The organism is Phycicoccus sp. CSK15P-2 (genome assembly GCF_016888005.1).
Taxonomy (GTDB): domain Bacteria; phylum Actinomycetota; class Actinomycetes; order Actinomycetales; family Dermatophilaceae; genus Phycicoccus.
In genome coordinates this window covers 64,223-85,256 of record NZ_JAFDVE010000025.1, presented here as the reverse complement: position 1 = coordinate 85,256, position 21,034 = coordinate 64,223, and the positions used below count along the sequence as shown (strand labels likewise).

Genomic DNA, 21,034 nt, shown 5'->3' with positions numbered 1-21,034 from the left:
CCGGAGTAGTGGTGTACGACACCATTGCTGGTATTCACGCTTTCACTGCCCCCGCGGTAAATGCTTCTCCCAAATTGCTCAGCGAAACTCCGAAACAATGTCAGGCGCATATTGCGAGCCGACGGGAACGTCGGTCCGGAACGGGGTGGCAGGGATGGGTCAGGCGGCCCTTTCCTCGATCTGGGCGGCCACCTTCTCGCCGATCATGATGCTCGTGAGGTTGGTGTTGGCACTGGCGATGTTCGGCATGATCGAGGCGTCGGCGACGACGAGCCCCTCGATGCCGTGGACCCGTCCGTACTGGTCGACGACCGCGGTGTCGTCCTCGGCCGGCCCCATCTTCGCCGTCCCCACCGGGTGGTAGCTGCTGTCGAGGGTCGCCTTGAGGTAGACCCGCACGAGGTCCTCGTCGTCGACGTCCTCGTCGCGCAGGATGAGCTGCCGCTCGCGGTTGGCCATGACGTAGTCGTGCCGCATGAGCCGCGCGCACTCCCGGATCCCCTCGACCATGGTGTCGACGTCGTCCGGGTGGCTGAGGAAGTTGAGGTCGATCTGCGGCTCGCTGCGCGGGTCGGGGTCGGTGAGCCGCAGCCGGCCCCGCGACTTCGGCCGCTGCTGGCACACCATGACCCCGTTGATGAGCGAGGCCTGCGAGAGCCGCTTCAGGTGGGGGAACGGGTCGAGGCTGAAGTGGTTGACCATGTAGTACTGCATGTCGTTCGTCGTCTCGCCCGACCGCGACGTCGTGCGGAGGATGCTCTGGAGGAAGGCGTTCTCGCCGTCGAGGGTGCCGTCCTTGGGGATGATGAAGATGCCGCTGCGGGGGTGGTCGACGAGGTTGAGCCCGACCCCCGGGAGGTCGCGGGTCACGGGGATGCCGAGCGCCTCGAGGTCCTCGCGCGGGCCGATGCCGGACCGGAGGAGGATCGCAGGCGAGTTGATCGCCCCGCTCGCGAGGACGACGGTCCCTGCGGTGACGGTCTCGACGGCCCCGGAGGAGCTGCGCACCTCGACCCCGACGGCTCGGTCCCCGGACACGAGGACCCGGTCGACGGTGGCCTGGGCGAACACCGTGAGGTTGGGCCGGCCGTCCGACGGGCGGAGGTAGGCCTCGGCCGTGGACACCCGGCGGAACCCGTCCCGGCGGTTGGACGGGATCGCGCCGAAGCCCGTCGCGTCCGGGTCGTTGTGGTCACGGACCCGGTCGTAGCCGGCTGCGGCGCACGCCTCTTCGAAGGCGTTCTGCCACCGGGTCATCTCGTCGGGGCGCCAGCGGCGGATGGGGATCGGGCCGGTCCCCCCGTGCAGGGCGCTGTCGCCGTAGTCCAGGTCGGTCTCGAGGGCCCGGAAGTACGGCAGGACCTGGTCCCAGGCCCACTCGGGGTTGCCGAGCTCGGCCCACTCGTCGAAGTCCGAGGGCATGCCGCGCAGGGCGATGGTAGCGCCGACGGCCGAGGAGCCGCCGGTCACCCGTCCGCGGGGCAGGCGGATGTCGCGGCCGCGGAAGATGTCGGCGCGGTACCCCCAGTCGTGCGCGTCCAGCGACATCCGGTTGCCGTTGCGCAAGTCCTGGGGCAGCGCGTCGACGTCGGCGTAGTCGGGTCCGGACTCGATGACGGCGACGCGTCGGGCGGGGTCCTCGCTCAGCCGCGCGGCGAGCGCGGCGCCGGAGGATCCGCAGCCGACGATGAGGACGTCGAATGGTGCGTGCATGGGTTGCTCTCTCTGCTCGGGGATGTGGCTCTCCACACCTCGCGGGTGGTCAGGCGGCCGTCTGCGATCGGGCCTCCTGCCGGGACCGGACCGCGACACGGAGGCCCCGCGCGGGTCTCAGGGTGAGGAGGGGCTCCATCCGCGCCGCCCTGGCGGGAGGGTCGAAGGCCACCTCGCGGCACAGCCGGGTCAGCGCGATCGTCGACTCCGTGAGCCCGAGGCTGCGCCCGATGCAGCTGCGCGGCCCGGCGCCGAAGGGGATGTAGGCATACCGGCTGGAGGCCGGGAACTCGTCGAGGAAGCGGTCCGGGGCGAAGGTGTGCGGGTCGGTCCAGAACCGGGCGTCGCGATGGAGCGCGTAGGGGCAGACGAGGACGTCCGCGCCGGCCGGGACGGTGTAGCGGCCGACGAGGTCGGCCGACTTGGCTCGTCGGCTGATGAGCCACACCGCCGGGTACAGGCGCAGCACCTCGTGGATGACCGCGGTCGTGAACGGGAGCCCGGCGACGAGCCGCTCCGGTTCGGCGCTCACCCCGTCTCCGAGGGCCACCTCGGCCTCGGACCGGATCCGGGCCTGGACGTCGGGGTGGCTCGCGACCAGGCTGATCGCCCAGCCGAGGGTGCTCGCCGTCGTCTCGTGCCCGGCGAGGAGCATCGTGATGAGCTCGTCCCGCAGGCGGCGACGGGGCGCGACCTCCCCGGCCGGCTCGCGGAGCACCGCCGTGACGAGGGTGTCGCCGGGCTCGTCCCGGCCCCGGTCGACGAGGTCGTCGACGACGTGCTCGAGGTAGCGCATCGCCCGGTCGAACCGGTGGTTCGACGGCAGCGGCGCCCACGTCGGGACCGCGTTGAGCGTGAGCATCTCGCGGATCGCGTGGGCCTGCACGGTGTCGAAGGAGGCGCCCAGCCGGTCGTAGCGGGTGAGGTCCTGCCCGATGAGCGCCGGTCCGAGGACCCGGATCGTGTAGTCGGTGAGCACGGCGCGCACGTCGATCTCGGTGCCGCTCGGCAGGTCCCCCAGCCGGTCGGCCAGCGCGAGCGCCTCCTCCTCGACGATGGCGGTCTGGGCGGCGGCCTGCGAGCGGCCGAAGAGCGGGCGCATCGTCGAGCGGGCTCGCTGCCACGCGGCGCCCTCGTTCGTCAGGAGGCCGTCGCCGAGGGCCTGGCGGGCGTGCGACTGCCCGATGCCCTTCTCGTAGTTGTCGGCGTTGTGCGTCAGGATGTGCTGGGCGTCCTCCGGGCGGCTGAAGTAGTACAGGTGACGGCGGCCGAACGGGAGACGCACGGCGTCGTGCTGCTCGGCCAGCCGGCTCATGAGGGTCGGCCGGTCGCTCACCATCCCCGCGAGCGCCCGGACGGCGCCGCGGCGGGACAGGGTCGGGGGATGCTCAGGCCGACTCACTGAGCTCTCCGCAGTGGCTCATGATGCGGTCGCGCCAGACATCGAACGAGGCGTCGCCCCCGACGTAGCGGGTGTCCGGCCGCGTGCCGAGGGCGATGTCGGACGCCTCGACGACGGACAGGCCGGTGAGCGCCCGCACCGCCCGTTCGGTGTCCGGGGTGACGTTGCCTGCGCGGCGCCGGGCCTCCGCGGCGAAGACCGACCCCTGGAACAGGCTCGGGCGGAGCGGACCGGCGCGCCGGCCCAGCTCGGCGAGCTGCTCGTCGTTCGCGCCTCCGGCGTACGTCGCGGCGAGCCCGACACCGGAGTAGAGGTCCCCACGGCGGTCGGGCGCGAAGGTCTCGACCCGGTGCGCGACCCGGCGGGGGTAGGCGCCCTCGACGAACCACAGGGCGCGGCCCACCCCCTGGTCGATGGCGTGCCGGGAGTACCCGGTCTCGTCCCAGGCGGGCCAGGGGAAGTGGTCCTCGACGCGACCCTCCGCGAGGTACTCCTCGGTGCGGAAGTACGTCTGGTGGAACCCGTAGCCGTCGAGCGCCAGCCAGGTGAGCACCGGGTCCTCCAGGCCTCGGGTGGCGGCCTCCCAGCGCGCCTTGGGGAGCCGGGCCAGGGCCCAGCCGGCCCCGACGTACACCATGTACACGTGGCGGGCGCCCTCGTGCTCGAGCAGCCGCCGCATGTGGTGGCCGCGGGCGCCGGGGACGGCGTCGAGCATCGCGAGCGCCATGCCGGCCCCCTCGTAGGCGAAACCCCGGCGGAGCGGGTCGATCGCCTCGAGCCCGTGGACGAGCCGGTCGGTCGTGCGCGTGCTGGCGGCGAGCGAGAAGCCGTCGAGGAAGCCGTGGCCGGCCCGCTCCAGGTTCGCCCGGGCCTCGGGACGCGGGGCGGCGAACCCCCGCCTGACCAGGTCGACCTCTCGTCGGGGCGGGGTCATCAGCCGTCCCCGGAGCGCCAGGAACGGCTGTGCGGGGATGTCGAGAATTCTGCTCATGGACATGGGGTCTCCTCTTATGGCCTCGGTCCACCGTGGCAGCAGCACCGGGGATCTGGCTTTCGCGAAATTGCTCTGCGGCGGTCCCGTGCTCGGTCCGCATATCCGGTGGGCAATCTGGAAGAAGCGAATTGCTCCGGCCCTCCCCATTGTGGTGACGAATCGAATTGCCACAAAAGGAGATTCCCGTGACGATCCAGGTGACCCTCATCGACGAGAACGACGCCGGCCCGGAGCTGGCACCCCTCTACGGGGCGATCAAGAGCTCCCTCGGGATCGACTTCGTCCCCGACATGTTCCGGCTGCTCTCCACCCGGCCCGACCTGCTGGGCGCGATCCTCGGCGGCTACCAGGCGGTCTTCCTCGGCGGGTCGGTCGACCGGCGCACGAAGGAGGTGGTGGCGGCCTGGACCTCGGGTCTCAACCAGTGCCCGTACTGCGTCGGGACGCACAACTACTTCGCCCGCGCCTTCGGGGGCAGCCCCGAGCTCACCGCGGCGATCGAGCGGGGGGCCCCGGTCTCCGAGCTCCCCGTGGACGAGCCGCTGCGGACCCTCCTCGCCTTCGTCGAGAAGGTCACGCGGACGCCGTACAAGGTCGTGGAAGGGGACTGGGCCGACACCATCGCCGCGGGCTGGACCCGTGACCAGGTGCTCGAGGTCCTCTTCACGTCGGCCCTGTTCTGCACGATCACCCGGCTCGTGGACGTCACCGGCCTCGGGTCGAGCGTCGACCAGAGCCGGATCTCCGAGTTGCAAACCGACCGTGCGTCCGGTTGAGTCGACAGGAACCTGTCGTGAGCGGACGCCTCCGACACCAGGTGCAGCGTGGCCCGCGGGGCACTCCGAGCGAGTCGGACACGAGAACCACACCAGCGACCAGAGGGGGATCCATGCTCCTGGGCACGACCTCACCGGGACGCCCGCGTGCCCTCGCACCGGCTCGCCGTGTCGTCCGCCTCACCGGGACCACGCTCCGGCTCGGGGCCCGAGCCCTGGCCCGGGCGACCGCCAGCCCGCCGGGGGAGCGCCGCGAGGCCGCGCTCGTGGCCGTGGCCGACGGCTGGTCGGGCCTCGGCCCGGTGGCGGTCAAGCTGGCCCAGCTCCTCGCGACGCGGCGCGACATCCTCCCACCGTCGGTCTGCGACCGCCTCGAGGCGCTCTGGGGCCAGGGCCCACGCTCCTTCGACCGGGGCGACGAGCCCGTCGCCCTGCGGCTGGCCGCCGCCTCCGGTCAACCGGCCGGCACCGAGTTCTCGCTCGTCGGCAGCGGGTCCATCGCCTACGTCCTCCACGCCACCCGGCCCGACGGCGGGCATCGGGCGGTCAAGGTGGTCAAGCCGGGGGTGCGCGAGGCGGTCGACGTCGACCTCGCCCTCGTCCGCGGTGTCGCGCGGGTGCTCCAGCACCTCCCGGCGTTCTCCGGCATCCCGGTCCGGGCGATGGTCGACCACCTGGCGTCGGCGATCGAGGCCCAGACCGACCTCGTGGCCGAGGGCCGCAGCCTCGTGGAGCTCGGGGCGGCGTTCGCCGACCTCGGTCACGTCCGCGTCCCGCGCCACGTCCGGACGGAGAGCTCCGCGGACACCCTGGTCATGGAGTGGGTACCGGCGGCCGGCGGCGTCGCGCGACCGTCCGAGGAGCGGGCCGAGGACATCATGGTCCTGGTCTACGAGATGCTCTTCACCCACGGCCTCGTCCACGTCGACCTCCACCCGGGCAACCTCGACACCCACGGGGACGAGGTCGTCGTCTACGACGCGGGCTTCGTCATGCGGGTCGACCACTCGACCCGCCGCTCGCTCGGCCTGTTCTTCCTCGGGCTGGCCGTCGGCGACGGGCAGGCCTGCGCCCGGGCGGTCGTAGAGTCCTGCGAGCAGGTCCCGCCGGACGCGGACCTCGACGGGTTCACCGAGGCGATGCAGACCGTCGTCGACGCCAACACCGGTGCCCGCTCCGGGGAGTTCAACGTCGTGTCGTTCTCGCAGGACCTCTTCACCGCCCAGCGGGCGTTCGGCCTCTACCCGGACGCCTCCTTCGTCTTCCCGCTCATGTCCCTCGTCGCCGTCGAGGGTCAGGTGCGGGCGCTCCACCCCGGGCTTGACTTCCAGTCGCTGTCCATCCCGTACGTCGGCGCGGCCCTGGAGGCCCCACACCCCGACAGTCCCCGAAAGGAGCTCATCCATGGATGACGACGCCGTCCTCGACGCGATCAAGTTCATGTGGCTCAACTACGACCAGGAGCTCACCCTGGACCGGTTGGCCTCGCATGCCATGTACAGCAAGTTCTACTTCCTGCGCCGCTTCAAGAGCGCGACCGGCGTGACACCCGGGCGGTTCCTCACGGCGATCCGGCTGGCGCGCAGCAAGCAGATCCTCGCGCACGACCAGTCGATCTCCATCACCGACCTGTCCCTCGCCGTGGGCTACGACAGCATGGGCGCCTTCAGCACCAAGTTCCACCAGGTCGTCGGGATGACCCCCTCCGAGTACCGCACCCTCCACCGGGAGGAGCGGCCGGACATCGTGTCCTCGTGGGCGGAGCAGTACAAGCGGCTCACGCTGCCCGCGAGGACCGGGAAGCCGCTCGTGGCGGGCACGGTCGAGCCACCGGCGGACGCGACCCGGGACGCGCTCACGTACATCGGTGTCTTCGCGAGGGACATCGCGACCGGACGCCCGGTCGCCTGCACCGTGCTCCCGGCCGACCAGCGCGAGTTCGCCGTCCACGGTGCCGCGCCGGCGGGGGAGTGGAGGGTCCATGCGGTGACGCTCGACCCCGAGGCGGCCGAGCCGACCGCGACGGCGACGGCGACGGTGCCGCGCGCCCCGCGGGCGCAGGTCGAGGAGGACCCCCGGACGGCCGCGGCGAACGACGTGACGCTGCGGATGGCCGGCGTGGGCGGCACGTCGCTCCCCATCCTCACCGCGCTCCCGGAGCTGCACTCGCGGGCGGTCGTGTCGGGAAGCCTCGAGCACGAGGCCGCCCCGCCGTCCGGCTACAGGGCAATGCAGGAGAAGCGCCGGGTCGTCGCGGCCGTCCACGCTTAGGACGTCCGGTTCCGACCCCGGGAGGCCCGATGTCCACCCTCGCATCCACCCGTCCGTGGAGCAGCGCAGCACGGGACCCGCGGGCCCCGGAGACGCGGCTCGACCGGCTCTTCACCGGCCCCCGGGAGGCTCTTGCGGACGCACCCGGTTCCGGGGTCGTCGCGGGGACCGGAGAGATCCACGGTCGCCGTGTCGTCGCCTTCTGCACCGACCCCCGGATCATGGGCGGAGCGCTCGGCGCGGAGGGCTGCTCGGTCATCGAGGCGGCCTACGAGACGGCCATCGCCCACGACCGGCCCGTCGTCGGGATCTGGCACAGCGGAGGCGCTCGGCTCGCGGAGGGGGTGGGGTCGCTCGACGCGATCGGGCGGATCTTCGCGGTCATGACGCGCAGCTCCGGTCGCATCCCCCAGCTCTCGATCGTCCTCGGCCCGGCCGCCGGCGGCGCCGCGTACGGCCCGGCGCTCACCGACCTCGTCGTCCTCGCTCCCGAGGCGCGGCTGTTCGTCACGGGCCCCGGGGTCATCCAGTCCGTGACCGGGGAGTCGGTGAGCATGGAGGACCTCGGCGGCCCCGAGGTCCACGACCGGCTCTCGGGGGTCTCCCACGTCGCGGCCCGCGACCTCGACGACGCGTTCCGGGTCACCCAGGACCTCGTCGGCCTCGTCTCACCCTCCCTCCACGGCGCCGACCCGGTCGAGGACACCGACCTCGGCGCCGTCCTCCCCGAGAACCCCCGCCGCGCGTACGACGTCCAGCTGCTCGTCGAGACCCTGCTCGACGACGGCTCGACCCTCGTCCTTCAGAAGAACTGGGCACCCAACATCCTCACCGCGCTCGGCCGGCTCGGCGGCGCGCGCGTCGGCGTCATCGCGAACAACCCCCTGCGGCTCGGGGGGTGCCTGGAGTCCCGGTCCGCCGAGAAGGCGGCCCGGTTCGTCCGCATGTGCGATGCGTTCGGGATCCCGCTCGTCGTCGTCGTCGACGTGCCCGGATACCTCCCGGGGAGCCGGCAGGAGGGCGACGGCGTGCTCCGCCGCGGCGCCAAGCTCCTGCACGCCTTCAGTGGGGCCACGATCCCGCGGGCCACGCTCATCACCCGCAAGGCCTACGGCGGGGCCTACATCGCGATGAACGCCCGCTCTCTCGGCGCCCAGGCCGTGTACGCCTGGCCGGGCGCCGAGATCGCGGTGATGAGCGCCGTCGCGGCCGTGCGGGTGCTGCACCGCAAGCGGCTCGCCGAGGTCGAGGAGGCGACGGCCCGCGAGGAGCTCGAGGCCGAGCTGGCCCTGGAGCACGAGGCCGAGAGCGGTGGGCTGGCCCGCGCCGTGGAGCTCGGGGTCGTCGACGAGGTCATCGCCCCCGACGCGACGCGGTCCCGCCTCGCGGAGTGGCTGCGGTCCGTCTCGACGGCCGGCGTGCCCCGCGGTCGCCAGCGCAACATCCCGCTCTGAGCGAGACAGCAATCGGGAAGAAGCAATTCGCGGCGCCGCACGTGAGGCTGGAGGCGTTCCGGAAAACTCCCGAGATCTGAGGAGCACCACCATGACAGCCGTGGCCAACCCCACGAAGGAAGACCTGCTCAAGGGCGTGGACGACGCCATCTCCGTCATCAAGGAGCGGGCGTCCTGGTCGGCGGAGAACCGCCGCCTCCACGAGGACACCATCGCCGCGCTCCAGGACGCGGGTGTCTTCCGGATGCGGGTCCCCGCGCAGTACGGCGGGCTCGAGACCGATGCCAAGACGATGGTGGAGGTCGCCGACCGGCTCGCCCAGGCGGACGGGTCCACCGCGTGGCTCGTGGCCTGCTCGTGGATCGCGACCTGGGGGCTCGGGCTCTTCCCCGACCACATCCAGGACGAGGTCTTCTCCGACCCGGACTCGCAGGTCTGTACGACGATCGGGCCGGGCAGCGCGGTCGCGACCCCGGCCGACGGGGGCGTCGTCGTCAACGGCTCCTGGCCGTGCATCAGCGGCGCGCACCACAGCACCTACCAGCAGATCGCGGCGATCTACATGAACCCGGACGGTGAGCCGTACCCGGTCATGGGCCCGGTCCGCATCGACGACCTGGAGATCACCGACGACTGGGACACCCTCGGCTTCCGCAGCACCGGAAGCGTCGGCACCAGCGCCAAGGACCTGTTCGTGCCTAAGGACCGCCTCATGCCGGCGCCCGCCGTGGTCTCCGGTCAGTCCGCCTCCGAGCGCAACGCCGACACCGAGATGTACCGCGCACCGTTCATCGCCATGGGCTCGGCCGCGACCGTCGGGTGCGCGACCGGCATGGCCAAGGCGGTCCGCGACATCTTCATGGAGCGGCTGCCCGGGCGCGCGGTCACGTACACGGAGTACGGCAAGCAGGCCGAGGCTCCCGTGACGCACCTGCGGGTCGCGGAGGCCATGCTCAAGATTGACGAGGCGGAGTTCCACGCCCGCCGGCTCGCCGAGACCGTCGACGACAAGGCCGCCTCCGGCGAGGAGTGGTCGATGGTCGAGCGCGCCCGCTGCCGCGCCGACGAGGGTGCCGCGGTGCGCCTGTGCATCGAGGCCGCGGAGATCTTCGCCGCCGCCAGCGGTGGGTCCTCGGCCTACAAGCGGGTCCCGATCCAGCAGATCGTCACCGACCTCAAGACCTTCTCGCTGCACGCGATGATGGGCCCGGACGTCAACGCGGAGATCTACGGCCGCGTCTTGTGCGGTCTCGAGCCCAACACCTACTTCATCTGACCCCGCCGGCGGCTGCCCACCCGATCCGTCGGTGCGGCAGCCGCCGGACGACCATGTCCGACGTCACCGAGGAAGACCACATCATGACCACCGAACAGTCAGGTCACGTCCGTTTCGACGGTCGTCAGCGAGCCATCCTCCTGCTCCTCATGGGAGCCGGGTTCCTCCTGTCCGCCGACTTCTCGATCCTCAACGTCGCGATCCCCGAGATCGGCGCGGGGGTCGGGCTCCAGCTGCACCAGCTGGCCTGGATCAGCACGGCCTTCGCCCTGCCGGCCGCGGGGTTCACCCTCCTCTTCGGCCGGTTCGCCGACCTGTTCGGGCGACGGCGGATGTTCATGACCGCGATGGTCCTGCTCGTCGTCGCGTCGGTCATCGGCGGCCTGGCCACCACCCCGGCCGTGCTCCTCACCGCCCGGGCCCTCCAGGGTCTGGCGACGGCGATGGCCATCCCGGCCAGCATGTCCCTGCTCACGACGACCTTCGCGGAGGGCTCCCTCCGAGAGCGCGTCCTCGGCCTGAACGGTGCGCTCCTGTCGGGTGGCTTCAGCTTCGGGGCCCTCGCCGGCGGTGCTCTCGTCAGCTCGCTCGGCTGGCGGTCGGCCTTCTGGATCAACGTCCCCGTGGCCCTGGTCATCCTCGCCGCCGCGCCGGTGCTCCTCCGCGAGAGCCGGACCCCGGGTCGGGTGGTCCTCGACGTGCCCGGCGCCCTGGCGGTGACCGGCGGTCTGCTCGCGCTCGTCTACGGGATCGTCGAGGGGGTCTGGCCGCTCGTCGGACTCGGCGTGCTGCTCCTCGTCGCCTTCTGGGTCATCGAGATGCGCGCGACGGCGCCGCTGGCCCCCGTGCAGATCCTGCGCCGCGGGTCGGTGACCTGGGGCAACCTCGCGGGTCTCACGATCTTCGCCATGGAGACGGGGATGATCTTCCTGATGACCCTCTACCTCCAGAAGGCGATGGGTCTCTCCCCGCTCATGACGGGGGTCGTCTTCGGCGTCCCCGGGCTCATGGCCATCGTCGCCGGCATCATCGCGGGCCGGCTCATCGGCGCGTTCGGCAACGTCAGGCTGCTGGCTCTCGGGATGACCGTCCAGAGCCTGGCGATCCTGCCGCTCGTCTTCGCCGGCACCTCGCGCAGCGCCCTGTTCGTCATCGTGCCCTGCCTGTTCGTCGGGTTCTTCGGGCACGTGGCCGCCATCGTCGCCTTCACCGTGACGGCGACGTCCGGGCTCCCCGACGAGGAGCAGGGTCTGGCGACGGGCCTGACGTCGATGACCCAGCAGGTGGCGATCACGGTCGGCACGCCGGTCCTCAGCGCGATCGCCGCGAGCCGGGTCGACGAGGCGGCCGGAATCCGGTTCGCCCTGGTCGTCAACGTCGTCCTCACCCTCGTTAGCATGGCAGTCGTGTGGTTCGGACTGCACGCGCCGTCGCGGCGACCGGTCCAGAGCCCGACGCTCGACAAGGTGGAGGTGTGAGCCGCCCCGACGCCACCCACCCACCGCAACAGCATCTCGCCCCCTGGGGCACCGACTGGAGGGAGTCACATGTCTGACCTGTCGTGCACGTACACGATCTACCTCGCCGCCTCCGCGGAGGAGGTCTGGGACGCGTTCACCGACCCCGACCGCACCGGCACGTGGTGGGGCCACCGCAACGAGTCGGACTGGCAGGAGGGCTCGGACTGGACCCACGTTCGGGCCGACCGCAGTGGTGACGACGGGGGCGGGACGGTGCTCGAGAGCCGCCGACCGTCGCGGCTGGCGTTCACCTTCCCGACCGGTGAGCCGTCGACGGTCTCGTTCGACATCGTCGAGCACGGCGACATCGTGCGGCTCACGATGAACCACACGGATCTGCCGAACGAGCAGATTCAGGGGGTCGTGTCCAAGGTCTGGCCGGCCATCCTGTCGAACCTCAAGTCCTACCTCGAAGGCGGCTCGGTCATGCCCAGCTCTCCGTTGGAGGCCATGGACGCCTAGTCGCGCCGGACCGAGATGAGCGAATCCGCACACCACCTCACCCCGTCAGACCAGGACCTGGCCGCATCGCTCGGCGCGTTCACGAGCCGACTCGCCGTACACCGCCACGTCCGCCTGCGCTACGTCATCGGTGGCGAGGGTCCCCTCCTCGTGCTCCTGCCGAGCTGGCCGGAGACCTGGTGGACCTTCCGCAAGGTCATGCCCGCCCTCGCGGCGGCGAGACGGACCGTCCTGGCGGTCGACCTGCCCGGGATGGGCGCCTCGGACCCGCTCCGCGGCGGATACGACCGGAAGGCGATGGCGGCCCGGATCCGCGACCTCGTCGTCGGCCTGGGCTACCGGAAGGCCGACGTCGCCGGCCACGGGATCGGCGCGCAGGTCGCGTTCAGCCTGGCCGCGAACTCCGGCGACCTCGTCGACCGCGTCGTCCTCATGGAGTCGGCGCATCCCGACGAGGAGCTGTACACCCTGCCGCTCGTGCCGCGGCGCGAGGTGGACCTACATCCGTGGTGGGTCGCGCTGCACTGGGTGCCCGACCTCGCCGAGACGGTGCTGCGCGGGCCGATGCGCCCGTTCGTCGACCTCGTGCTCGATGCCGAGCTCGTCGACCCGACGAACGTCGCCGACCTCGACCGCGAGGTCTACGCGGCCGCGCTCCAGTCGCCCGGGGCAGTCTCGGCGGCGGCGGGGTGGTTCCGCAGCCTCGCCACGGACATCCGTGACCTGGAGGGCTACGACCAGATACCGCACCCGACCCTGGGGCTGGCGTCCTGGGCCGGTGACGGCACGGTCTCGCGCCGGCTGAAGTCCGCCCTGGCCCGCCAGACGCGGGACGGGTCGGTCGTCACGATCCCGGACAGCGGTCACTTCTTCCCCGAGGAACGCCCGCGCCTCGTCGTGGCCGAGATGCTCAACTTCCTCGAGTGACCGCGATGCTGCGGCGTGCCACGCCGGGCTCTGGTCGAGGAAACCGGTTCTGTAGGAGGGCAATCTGTGCGTAGCCCGGCCTCGGCGACGGTGTGAGGCTGAGAGTCCGGGCCCTGCCTTGGACCGTCCAAGCGCGCACTACGGGCCCGCGACAGAAGGGAAGCCGATCGTGACGACGACCATGGAACGGCCGACAGCACCGAGCGACGAAGAACGGGCCGCCTCACTGGGAGACGGCTTCGAGAGTGCATTCGAGACCGTGGACGGGGTGCGGCTGCACTACGTCTCGGGTGGCTCGGGTCCCCTCCTGCTCCTCCTGCCCGGCTGGCCCCAGACCTGGTGGGAGTTCCGCAGGATCATGCCGGCGCTGGCGGGCTCCCGTCGCGTCGTGGCCCTCGACCTGCCGGGCATGGGTGCCTCGGACAAGCCGGAGGGCGGATACGACAAGAAGTCCATGGCCCGGGTGGTGGCAGGGTTCATCGAGCAGCTCGGGTACGAGCGCGCCGACGTCGCCGGCCACGACGTCGGCTCCCAGGTGGCCTTCGCCCTCGCCGCCACCCACCCGGAGCGGGTCGAGCGGGTCGCGCTGCTCGACATCCTGCATCCCGACGAGTCGAACTACGAGTTCCGGATGCTCCCGCACAAGGACATGCCCCTGTTCCCCTGGTGGTTCGCGTTCAACCAGGTCCAGGGGCTGCCCGAGCGGCTCATCGAGGGCCGGGCCCACCACCTCATCGACTGGGTCTTCGACACCTTCCTGCCGGACCCGGAGGCGGTCTCGCCGCTCGACCGGGCGGTGTACGCCGACGCGTACGACTCGCCCGACGCGATCCGTGGCGGCAACGGCTGGTACCAGGCGTTCCCCCAGGACATCGAGGACCTCGCCGACTACGACCGGCTCACGATGCCGGTGCTCGGGATGGTCTCCGGTCTGGCGGACGGCATGTTCGCCGCGCACATGCAGCAGACGCTGCCGCAGCAGGCGGCCGATGCGCGCGTCGTCGTCATCCCGGAGGCCGGGCACTACTTCGTCGAGGAGGCCCCGGACGAGGTGATCGAGGAGTTCCGCCGGTTCTTCGCCTGACGGGACGCGGGGTCCCGAGGCACGGGCGAGGCCGGGGGGCGCGGGGGGGCGGGGGGGCGGGGGCGGGGGGGGGGCGGGGGGGGCGGGGGGGGGGCGCCCCCCCGGGGGGGGGGGCCCCCCCCCCCCCCCCGGGGGGGGGGGGGGCCCCCCCACCCGGGGGGGGGGGGGGGGGGGGGGGGGGGGGGGGCCCCCCCGGGGCGGGCCCCCCCCGTCGACGGTGGGGTGCGGATCAGGCCGTGTCGACGTACGAGCCGCGGAGGTAGGCGTGCACCTCGTCCTCCGGGACCCGGAACGATCGGCCGACACGGATCGCCGGGAGCTCCCCGGCGTGGACCATGCGGTAGACCGTCATCTTCGACACGCGCATGATCGTGGCGACCTCGGCGACGGTGAGGAACCGCACTTCCCCGAGCTGGCGCTCCGTGGACATCGTGACCTCGTTATTCCGCCGTCGCAGGTGCCGGACATCAGCACCGGCATGCTTCCCTGCGTCGTGCTGTCGCAACCATAGGGGCAGTTGTGACGGCTGGGAAGGGAAATGGCCAGATTGACAGCCGATTGTCCAGTCGACACGCCGAACGGACACCCGTTGTTTCGGGTGTCGCACCATCCGGCTCAGTCGAACCAGGGGTCGAGCCCGTGGTGCGGGAAGACGGCCTGCCGGGTGGCGAACACCGCGTGGTCGACCGGGTTGTCCGGGTTGTGTCCCATCGTCCACGGCTGGACCCAGATGGGCAACCGGTCGGCGGGCAGGTCCCCCATCCGCCTCGGACCCGGCCGGCCGAACAGCCGCTGGACGTGCGCCCGCCAGTCCTCGGGGACGGGCGTGCCGAGCTGGACGGGGGTGTGTGCGGCGATGGCGGTCAGGTGCGTCCAGGACCGGGGGACGACGTCGACGAGCTCGTAACCGCCCCCGCCGACCGCGACCCAGCGTCCGTCGCACACCTCGTGGGCGAGGTCGTGCAGCTCGTCGTGGGCCCGGCGCTGGGCGTCGACGGTGATCGCGAGATGGGCGAGCGGGTCCTCGAGGTGGGTGTCGCAGCCGTGCTGGGTGACGAGGACCTCGGGGCGGAAGGCGCGGACGAGCGGGGGCACGACGGCGTCGAGGGCGCGCAGCCACGAGGCGTCCGTCGTCCCCGGGGGGAGCGCGACGTTGGCGGCGCTGCCCCGTGCCTCGGGGCCGCCGACGTCGCCGGGCCAGCCGGTGCCGGGGAAGAGGTGCCGGCCGTTCTCGTGGAGCGAGACCGTGAGGACCCGGGGGTCGTTCCAGAACACCCGCTCGACGCCGTCTCCGTGGTGGACGTCGATGTCGACGTACGCGACGCGGTCGACGCCGTGGTCGAGCAGCCACTGGATGCCGACCGCGATGTCGTTGTAGATGCAGAAGCCGCTCGCGTGCGTCGGCATCGCGTGGTGCAGGCCTCCGCAGAAGTTCACGCCGTGATCGGTCTCGCCCTCCCAGACACGCCGGCAGAGGTCGACGGTCCCCTGGACCACCCGGGCGGACGCGTCGTGCATGCCCACGAACGCGGGGTCGTCGTCGGTGCCCAGACCACGGCGAGGGTCGGCGAGCCGGGGGTCGTCCGAGGCGGCCCGCACCGCCGCGACGTACTCGGCCTCGTGCACGGTCGTGAGGAGCTCGTCCGGAGCCACCGCGGGTGCGACGACGTCGACGTGGTCGAGCACCCCGAGCGCCCGGGCGAGCCGGGTCGTGAGGTCCAGGCGCACCGGGCCCATCGGGTGGTCCGGGCCGAAGTCGTAGGCGCAGAACACGTCGTCCCACACGACGCTCGTCCGATGGCCCATGGATGCACGCTACTCGCCGGGCGGTCCGTGGCAGGCTGGGCCCGCAGCCAGTGACTCCGGGAGGTCGAGATGGGTAAGGGCTCGCGCACCGACGACGAGGTGCTCGTCATCGGGCTCGGCCGGTTCGGCGCCGCCGCGGCGCTCGAGCTGCGGCGGCTCGGCCACAAGGTCACCGTCATCGAGAAGGACGGCTTCCTCGCCGAGAAGTTCCTCGGCCGGATCAGCCAGGTCGTCCACGGCGACGCGAGCGACGCCGGAGTCATCCGGGACGCCAAGGCCGGGCGCTTCCCCATCGCCGTCGTCGCGATCGGCTCGTCGGTGGAGGCGTCGGTGCTCGCGGCCGCGAACCTCGTGGACGCCGGGGTGCCGGCCATCTGGGCCAAGGCGCTCTCGCCGGAGCACGCCCGCATCCTCGACCGCATCGGCGTGCACCACATCGTCCGCCCGGAGGCCGACACCGGACGCCGGGTCGCCCATCTCGTCGGCGGCCGGATGCAGGACTACATCGAGTTCGACGACGGCTTCGCCATCGTCAAGATGCGCCCCCCGACCGAGACGATCGGGTTCACGCTCGAACAGAGCCAGGTGCGCAGCAAGTACGGCGTGACGGTGGTGGGCGTGAAGGCCCCGGGGGAGGACTTCACCTACGCGGTCCCCTCGACGAAGGTGTCGGCGCACGACACCCTCATCGTGAGCGGCCCGACGACGCTCATCGAGCGGCTCGCGGCCCGCCCGTAGCTCAGAGGCTCGGGATGCCCCCGCGGTCGCCGCCGAGAGCGAGGGTCATCGCGACCTCCTCCTCGCCGTCGTCCTCGGAGCGCACCCGCATCGGACGGCGGTGACCGGTGGGCCGGAAGCCGAAGCTGCTCGCGAACGCGACCGCCCGGCCGTTCTCGGTGCCCACCCAGTAGTAGAGCTGGCCGCGGCCCTGCTCGGCCGCCACCTGGGCGCCTGCCTTGACGAGACGGGCGGCGACACCGCTGCCGCGCGCCTCGGGACGCACCCACAGCCCGAAGAGCTGGGCGACGCCCTCCTCGTCCGCGTAGTCGCCGACGCTCGCGATGCCGAGGCCCTCACCGTCGCGCTCGGCGAGCAGACGGGTCGAGCGCCTCATCCGGGCCAGCCAGAAGTCGTCGGGCTCCGCCTCCTCGTCGGCGTGTGCCGCGACGAACGCCTCGGGGGACTCCGACAGCGCGGTCAGCCGCATGGAGCGGTACTGCTCCCACTCGTCCACGCCCAGCGGGCGGACCGTGATGTCGCTCATGGCACGTCACCTTCTCACGACACCCTCAGGGTGCGGCAACCGGGGGAAACGAACTGGCGTCAGCGCAGGTCGAGCGCCATCCGCTCCTCGACGCAGGTGGGGTCCCACGGCATGGTGCCCGTCTCGCCGGTCGGGACGAAGCCCCGGCGACGGTAGAAGCGTGCCGCGCGGCCGTTCTCGCGGGCGGCGTCGAGGAGGACGCGGGTCCACCCCTGCCGCCGGGCCTCGGCGAGCGCCGTGTCGACGAGGGCGTCCGCGGCCCCGGTGCCGCGCGCCGGGGCCGCGACCCACATCCCGACGAGGTGGACCTCGTCGTCGGCGAGGTGTGGGGCGTGCCAGAGCCCGACAGTGCCGACCGGGCGCTCTGCGTGCCACGCGAGCCAGGTGAGGCCCGTGGACGCGGCCCGCTCGCGCCACTCCTCGTCGGTGCGCGCGGCGCTCTCGGCGTACGTGGTCCAGAACGCGCGGGGGCTGTCGAGGAGCGATGCCTGCCGGACGTCCCGGTAGGCCCGCCAGGAGTCCTCGGTGACCCGCTCGACCCGCAGGGCAGGTCCGATGCCGGGGGCGGCGCCCGGGTCTGTCGGCTGCCCGGCGGCGTCAGCCACCGGCGAGCTCGCGGCTGCGGGTGGCCGCGGCCTCCATCGCGCTGATGAACGCGGCGCGGACCTTGTGGTCGTCGAGCTCGCGCAGCGCGGCGGCGGTCGTCCCACCCGGTGAGGTCACCTGCTCGCGCAGGACGGTGGGGTGCTGGCCGGTCTCCCTGATCATCGTCGCGGCCCCGTAGAGGGTCTGGACGACGAGGTCGGTGGCCGTCTGACGAGGCATCCCGAGGACGACGCCGGCCTCGATCATGGCCTCGACGACGTAGAAGATGTACGCGGGACCGCTGCCGGAGATCGCCGTGACGGCGTCCAGCATCCGCTCGGGGACCTCGACCACCTTGCCCGTCGCGGCGAGCAGCTCCTGGGCCTCGGCGAGGTGCTCCGGCGGGCAGTGCGCGCCTCCGGAGACGGCGGCCATCCCCTGGTCGACGAGGGCCGGCGTGTTCGGCATGACCCGCACGACCGAGCGGCCCTCGGGCAGCCGGGCCTCGAGGAAGCCGGTGGTGATCCCCGCGGCGAGGCTGACGACGAGGTTGCCGGGGTCGACGTGCGGCGCTATCTCGTCGAGCAGGGTGCCCATGTCCTGCGGCTTGACGACGAGGACGAGCGTGTCGGCCGCGGCCGCGGCCTCGGCGTTGTCGAGGACCCGGACGCCGTAGCGCTCGGTGAGCTCGGCCGCGCGCTCCGGACGGCGCTCGGTGATGACGAGGGCGTCGACCGGACGGCCGGCGCGCAGCAGCCCCGACAGGAGCGTCTCGCCCATGACCCCGGCCCCGAAGATCGCGACGGTTCCCATGGCTCCTCCTCTGTCACGCTGCGACCGGCAGGGCGCAGGAGCGACGTCGTGGTGGTGTGTGGTGCGGCGCTCGACCCTAGCCGTCAGCCGCTCGAGGCGAGGGACCGGAGGAAGAAGCGGACGTTGGCCGGCCGCTCGGCGAGGCGCCGGACGAGGTAGCCGTACCAGTCCTCGCCGAACGGGACGTAGACCCGCATCTGGTGGCCGCGGTCGGCGATCCGCTTCTGCTCGACGGCCCGGACGCCGAGGAGCATCTGGAACTCGTAGGAGTCCGGGGTGCGGCCGTGGTGGCTCGCGAGCGCCTGGGCGATCTCGACGAGCCGGGGGTCGTGGCTCGCGACCATCGGGTAGCCCTCGCCGGCCATGAGCACCTTGAGGCAGCGGACGTAGGAGAGGTCGACGTCGTCGCCGTCCTGGAAGGCGACCGACGACGGCTCGTTGTAGGCGCCCTTACAGAGCCGGACGCGGCTGCCCTCCCCGGCGAGGTCGCGACAGTCGGCCTCGGTGCGGTGCAGGTAGGCCTGGAGGACCGCACCGACCCACGGGAAGTCCTCGCGCAGCGCCCGGACCGCCTCGAGGGTGCGGTCGGTCGTCGTGTGGTCCTCCATGTCGAGGGTGACGGTCGTGCCGGCGCGCTCGGCCGCCGCGCAGATCTCCCGGGCGTGGTCGAGGGCGATGGCGTCGCCGTCCCCGGGGATGGACTGGCCGACGGCGCTCAGCTTGACGCTGACCTCGGCTGCGCCGAACCGGGCGAGGTCGGCTTCGGAGAGGGCGTCGAGCAGGGCCACGTAGGTGTCCCGGGTGTGCTCGGCCTGGGCGCGGTCGGTGACGTCCTCGCCGAGATGGTCGATCGTCGCGAGCCGGTTCGTCGTGCGCAGCCCGCCCGTGACCCGGACGGCGTCGGGCACCTCCTCCCCCGCCACGTAGCGGGCGACGACGGCCCGGCTCATCGGCGCCTTGACGACGGCCGATCGCACGGTGTCGGACTCGGAGATCTGCAGGAGCGCTCCGCGGAGCAGGTCTGAGGCGTCCACGGTCAGCAGGCTATCGGGGACGTCAGGGGGTACGGCGACGCAAGGTCAGGCTGCCGAGCACGAGCGCCGCGGCGACCCAGAGCAGCATGACGCCGAGGCTCGGCAGGACGTCCCCGAGCGGGTCGGCCGTGGCGGTGACGTCCTTCATCGCGTCGACCGCGTAGGACAGCGGGAGGACGTCCGAGACGGTCTCGAGGACGCCGGGCATGCGGTCGCGCGGCATGAGCAGCCCGCAGAGGAGGAACTGCGGGAGGATGAACGCCGGCATGAACTGGACCGCCTGGAACTCCGTGCGCGCGAAGCCGCTGGCGAGCAGCCCGAGGGCCGTGCCGAGCACCGCGTCGACGACCGCGATGACGACGAGCAGCCACACCGGGCCGGCGATGTCGAGCCCGCAGACCCAGATCGCGAAGCTGCTGGCGATGACGGCCTGCAGCAGCGCCATGACCCCGAACGCGAGGGCGTAGCCGAGCATGAGGTCGCCCTTGCCGAGCGGTGTGGTGAGGAGCCGCTCCAGGGTGCCGGTGGTCCGCTCCCGCAGGGTCGCGATGCTCGTGACGATGAACATGACGACGAGCGGGAACACCCCGAGCAGCGCCGGACCGATCCGGTCGAAGACGTCCCCCGGGGCGTCCGAGTAGACCCACGCGAGGAGGCCGAGGAGCACGCAGGGCACGACGAGCATGAGGGCGACCGTTCGGTGGTCGCCGCGCAGCTGGCGCAGGATGCGGCCGGCGGTGGCGAGGGTGATCCGCGGGTTCACGAGGGCTCGTCCTCCTCGTCGACGAGGTGCCGTCCGTGGTAGCCGCCGTCCGGGGTGCCATCGTCCGGGGTGCCACCGTCCGGTCGGCCACCGTCGGGGGCGCCACGGTCGGCGGTTCGGCCACTGTCGGGGGTACGGCCGCCCGCCTCGTCGACGAGGGCGAGGAACGCCGACTCGGCGTCCTCGGCCCCGGTGCGCTCGAGGAGCTCGGCGAGGGTCGAGTCGCTGAGGATGCTGCCGTCGCGCAGGAGGAGCAGGCGGTCGCACCGGACCGCCTCGTCCATGACGTGGCTCGAGACGAGCAGCGTGCGTCCCTGCTCGGCGAGGCCCCGGAAGATGCTCCACAGCTCGCGGCGCAGGACGGGGTCGAGCCCGACGGTCGGCTCGTCGAGGACGAGGAGGTCGGGGTCGCCGACGAGCGTGCACGCGAGGCTCGCTCGCGAGAGCTGCCCGCCGGAGAGGTTCTCGACCCGGGCGTCGGCGTGTCCGGCGAGGTCGACGGCCTCGACGGCCCGGTCGGCGGCCTCGGGGTCGACGCCGACGACCCGGGCGAAGTAGCGGACGTTGGCGCGCACCGAGAGGTCGGCGTAGACGCTCGGCGCCTGGGTCAGGTAACCGACGCGGCGGCGCAGGCCGGGTGACCCGGCGGGCTCGCCGAGGACGGTGACGGTCCCGCCGGCGACCACCTGGACGCCGACGACGGAGCGCATGAGGGTCGACTTGCCGCCGCCGCTCGGGCCGAGCAGCCCGACCACCTGGCCCTCGGGGACGCGTACCGAGAGGTCCGGCAGGACGTCGCGTCCACCGCGCTGGACGCGCAGGTGCTCGACGACGACGGCGTCACTGTCCATGCACTGACGATGGCACCTCCGCGGCCTGTCGTCGAGGGT

The 21,034-nt window shown here is 72.4% G+C and carries 21 protein-coding genes; 10 read left to right on the top strand and 11 right to left on the bottom strand.

The genetic code is table 11. The features are described from left to right. Nucleotides 1–159: 159 nt before the first annotated feature. Genes mftG through JQN72_RS15200 form a run of 3 tightly spaced genes read right to left on the bottom strand, consistent with a single transcriptional unit; the run spans nt 160 to nt 4,106 of the window. Nucleotides 160–1,713 (bottom strand): mycofactocin system GMC family oxidoreductase MftG, encoded by a 1,554-nt coding sequence (gene mftG, locus JQN72_RS15210; RefSeq protein WP_204135974.1) that lies wholly within the window; start codon nt 1,711–1,713, stop codon nt 160–162. A gap of 49 nt (nt 1,714–1,762) precedes the next feature. After that, nucleotides 1,763–3,115 (bottom strand): cytochrome P450, encoded by a 1,353-nt coding sequence (locus tag JQN72_RS15205; RefSeq protein ID WP_204135973.1) that lies wholly within the window; start codon nt 3,113–3,115, stop codon nt 1,763–1,765. Further along, on the bottom strand, nt 3,102–4,106 hold the full coding sequence (locus tag JQN72_RS15200; RefSeq protein WP_204135972.1) for a DUF1702 family protein: 1,005 nt from the start codon (nt 4,104–4,106) through the stop codon (nt 3,102–3,104). The genes JQN72_RS15205 and JQN72_RS15200 overlap by 14 nt, the downstream gene beginning before the upstream one ends. Nucleotides 4,107–4,294: 188 nt before the next feature. Between JQN72_RS15200 and JQN72_RS15195 the strand changes: the two genes are divergently transcribed. From JQN72_RS15195 to JQN72_RS15155, 9 genes are all read left to right on the top strand, one after another. Then, nucleotides 4,295–4,885, top strand: coding sequence for a carboxymuconolactone decarboxylase family protein (locus JQN72_RS15195; RefSeq protein ID WP_204135971.1), 591 nt, complete (start codon nt 4,295–4,297; stop codon nt 4,883–4,885). 113 nt (nt 4,886–4,998) lie between these two features. Further along, complete coding sequence (locus tag JQN72_RS15190) at nt 4,999–6,297, top strand: AarF/ABC1/UbiB kinase family protein (RefSeq protein WP_204135970.1); 1,299 nt, start codon at nt 4,999–5,001, stop codon at nt 6,295–6,297. Beyond that, a complete protein-coding gene (locus JQN72_RS15185) occupies nt 6,290–7,156 on the top strand; it encodes a helix-turn-helix transcriptional regulator (protein WP_204135969.1) in 867 nt (288 codons plus the stop codon). The genes JQN72_RS15190 and JQN72_RS15185 overlap by 8 nt, the downstream gene beginning before the upstream one ends. Before the next feature lie 29 nt (nt 7,157–7,185). Then, the gene (locus JQN72_RS15180) at nt 7,186–8,610 is read left to right on the top strand and encodes an acyl-CoA carboxylase subunit beta (RefSeq protein WP_204135968.1); all 1,425 of its coding nucleotides are present in this window, start codon (nt 7,186–7,188) and stop codon (nt 8,608–8,610) included. A 91-nt stretch (nt 8,611–8,701) separates the two neighbouring features. Further along, a complete protein-coding gene (locus JQN72_RS15175) occupies nt 8,702–9,886 on the top strand; it encodes an acyl-CoA dehydrogenase family protein (RefSeq protein WP_204135967.1) in 1,185 nt (394 codons plus the stop codon). An 83-nt stretch (nt 9,887–9,969) separates the two neighbouring features. Further along, the gene (locus tag JQN72_RS15170) at nt 9,970–11,364 is read left to right on the top strand and encodes an MFS transporter (RefSeq protein WP_239100706.1); all 1,395 of its coding nucleotides are present in this window, start codon (nt 9,970–9,972) and stop codon (nt 11,362–11,364) included. A gap of 69 nt (nt 11,365–11,433) precedes the next feature. Next, on the top strand, nt 11,434–11,868 hold the full coding sequence (locus JQN72_RS15165) for an SRPBCC family protein (protein ID WP_204135966.1): 435 nt from the start codon (nt 11,434–11,436) through the stop codon (nt 11,866–11,868). Nucleotides 11,869–11,883: 15 nt separating this feature from the next. Next, nucleotides 11,884–12,795 carry an alpha/beta fold hydrolase gene (locus JQN72_RS15160; RefSeq protein ID WP_204135965.1) on the top strand — a complete coding sequence of 304 codons (912 nt, stop codon included), beginning with the start codon at nt 11,884–11,886 and terminating at the stop codon, nt 12,793–12,795. Between the two features lie 169 nt (nt 12,796–12,964). Continuing rightward, a complete protein-coding gene (locus JQN72_RS15155; protein ID WP_204135964.1) occupies nt 12,965–13,879 on the top strand; it encodes an alpha/beta fold hydrolase in 915 nt (304 codons plus the stop codon). A gap of 229 nt (nt 13,880–14,108) precedes the next feature. Here JQN72_RS15155 and JQN72_RS15150 read toward each other — a convergent pair whose 3' ends face one another. Together JQN72_RS15150 and JQN72_RS15145 are read right to left on the bottom strand one after the other, a co-directional pair. Then, nucleotides 14,109–14,309 (bottom strand): helix-turn-helix domain-containing protein, encoded by a 201-nt coding sequence (locus tag JQN72_RS15150; RefSeq protein ID WP_204135963.1) that lies wholly within the window; start codon nt 14,307–14,309, stop codon nt 14,109–14,111. A gap of 185 nt (nt 14,310–14,494) precedes the next feature. Then, a complete protein-coding gene (locus JQN72_RS15145) occupies nt 14,495–15,685 on the bottom strand; it encodes an acetoin utilization protein AcuC (RefSeq protein WP_204135962.1) in 1,191 nt (396 codons plus the stop codon). Nucleotides 15,686–15,754: 69 nt separating this feature from the next. Between JQN72_RS15145 and JQN72_RS15140 the strand changes: the two genes are divergently transcribed. Then, nucleotides 15,755–16,423, top strand: coding sequence for a TrkA family potassium uptake protein (locus tag JQN72_RS15140; protein ID WP_204135961.1), 669 nt, complete (start codon nt 15,755–15,757; stop codon nt 16,421–16,423). Between the two features lies 1 nt (nt 16,424). Here JQN72_RS15140 and JQN72_RS15135 read toward each other — a convergent pair whose 3' ends face one another. From JQN72_RS15135 to JQN72_RS15110, 6 genes are all read right to left on the bottom strand, one after another. Further along, complete coding sequence (locus JQN72_RS15135; RefSeq protein ID WP_204135960.1) at nt 16,425–16,949, bottom strand: GNAT family N-acetyltransferase; 525 nt, start codon at nt 16,947–16,949, stop codon at nt 16,425–16,427. 59 nt (nt 16,950–17,008) lie between these two features. After that, nucleotides 17,009–17,554 (bottom strand): GNAT family N-acetyltransferase, encoded by a 546-nt coding sequence (locus JQN72_RS15130; protein WP_204135959.1) that lies wholly within the window; start codon nt 17,552–17,554, stop codon nt 17,009–17,011. Beyond that, nucleotides 17,547–18,347, bottom strand: coding sequence for a pyrroline-5-carboxylate reductase (gene proC / locus JQN72_RS15125; protein WP_204135958.1), 801 nt, complete (start codon nt 18,345–18,347; stop codon nt 17,547–17,549). The genes JQN72_RS15130 and proC overlap by 8 nt, the downstream gene beginning before the upstream one ends. An 83-nt stretch (nt 18,348–18,430) precedes the next feature. Next, complete coding sequence (locus JQN72_RS15120; RefSeq protein WP_204135957.1) at nt 18,431–19,381, bottom strand: proline dehydrogenase family protein; 951 nt, start codon at nt 19,379–19,381, stop codon at nt 18,431–18,433. A 22-nt stretch (nt 19,382–19,403) separates the two neighbouring features. Continuing rightward, entirely contained in the window at nt 19,404–20,144 is a 741-nt protein-coding gene (locus tag JQN72_RS15115) for an ABC transporter permease (protein WP_204135956.1), read from the bottom strand. Then, nucleotides 20,141–20,995: an ABC transporter ATP-binding protein gene (locus JQN72_RS15110; protein WP_204135955.1), complete on the bottom strand. Its 855-nt coding sequence runs from the start codon at nt 20,993–20,995 to the stop codon at nt 20,141–20,143. Before JQN72_RS15110 ends, JQN72_RS15115 begins: the two co-directional genes overlap by 4 nt. Nucleotides 20,996–21,034: the final 39 nt, after the last annotated feature.

Excerpts from the sequence above, each read along its gene's own strand:
- JQN72_RS15150 (WP_204135963.1), bottom strand. The coding sequence starts at position 14,309 with ATGTCCACGGAGCGCCAGCTCGGGGAAGTGCGGTTCCTCACCGTCGCC.
- JQN72_RS15190 (WP_204135970.1), top strand. The coding sequence starts at position 4,999 with ATGCTCCTGGGCACGACCTCACCGGGACGCCCGCGTGCCCTCGCACCG.
- JQN72_RS15170 (WP_239100706.1), top strand. The coding sequence starts at position 9,970 with ATGACCACCGAACAGTCAGGTCACGTCCGTTTCGACGGTCGTCAGCGA.
- JQN72_RS15180 (WP_204135968.1), top strand. The coding sequence starts at position 7,186 with ATGTCCACCCTCGCATCCACCCGTCCGTGGAGCAGCGCAGCACGGGAC.
- mftG (WP_204135974.1), bottom strand. The coding sequence starts at position 1,713 with ATGCACGCACCATTCGACGTCCTCATCGTCGGCTGCGGATCCTCCGGC.
- JQN72_RS15110 (WP_204135955.1), bottom strand. The coding sequence starts at position 20,995 with ATGGACAGTGACGCCGTCGTCGTCGAGCACCTGCGCGTCCAGCGCGGT.
- JQN72_RS15160 (WP_204135965.1), top strand. The coding sequence starts at position 11,884 with ATGAGCGAATCCGCACACCACCTCACCCCGTCAGACCAGGACCTGGCC.
- JQN72_RS15140 (WP_204135961.1), top strand. The coding sequence starts at position 15,755 with ATGGGTAAGGGCTCGCGCACCGACGACGAGGTGCTCGTCATCGGGCTC.
- JQN72_RS15200 (WP_204135972.1), bottom strand. The coding sequence starts at position 4,106 with ATGAGCAGAATTCTCGACATCCCCGCACAGCCGTTCCTGGCGCTCCGG.
- JQN72_RS15175 (WP_204135967.1), top strand. The coding sequence starts at position 8,702 with ATGACAGCCGTGGCCAACCCCACGAAGGAAGACCTGCTCAAGGGCGTG.
- JQN72_RS15135 (WP_204135960.1), bottom strand. The coding sequence starts at position 16,949 with ATGAGCGACATCACGGTCCGCCCGCTGGGCGTGGACGAGTGGGAGCAG.
- JQN72_RS15165 (WP_204135966.1), top strand. The coding sequence starts at position 11,434 with ATGTCTGACCTGTCGTGCACGTACACGATCTACCTCGCCGCCTCCGCG.
- proC (WP_204135958.1), bottom strand. The coding sequence starts at position 18,347 with ATGGGAACCGTCGCGATCTTCGGGGCCGGGGTCATGGGCGAGACGCTC.
- JQN72_RS15185 (WP_204135969.1), top strand. The coding sequence starts at position 6,290 with ATGGATGACGACGCCGTCCTCGACGCGATCAAGTTCATGTGGCTCAAC.
- JQN72_RS15145 (WP_204135962.1), bottom strand. The coding sequence starts at position 15,685 with ATGGGCCATCGGACGAGCGTCGTGTGGGACGACGTGTTCTGCGCCTAC.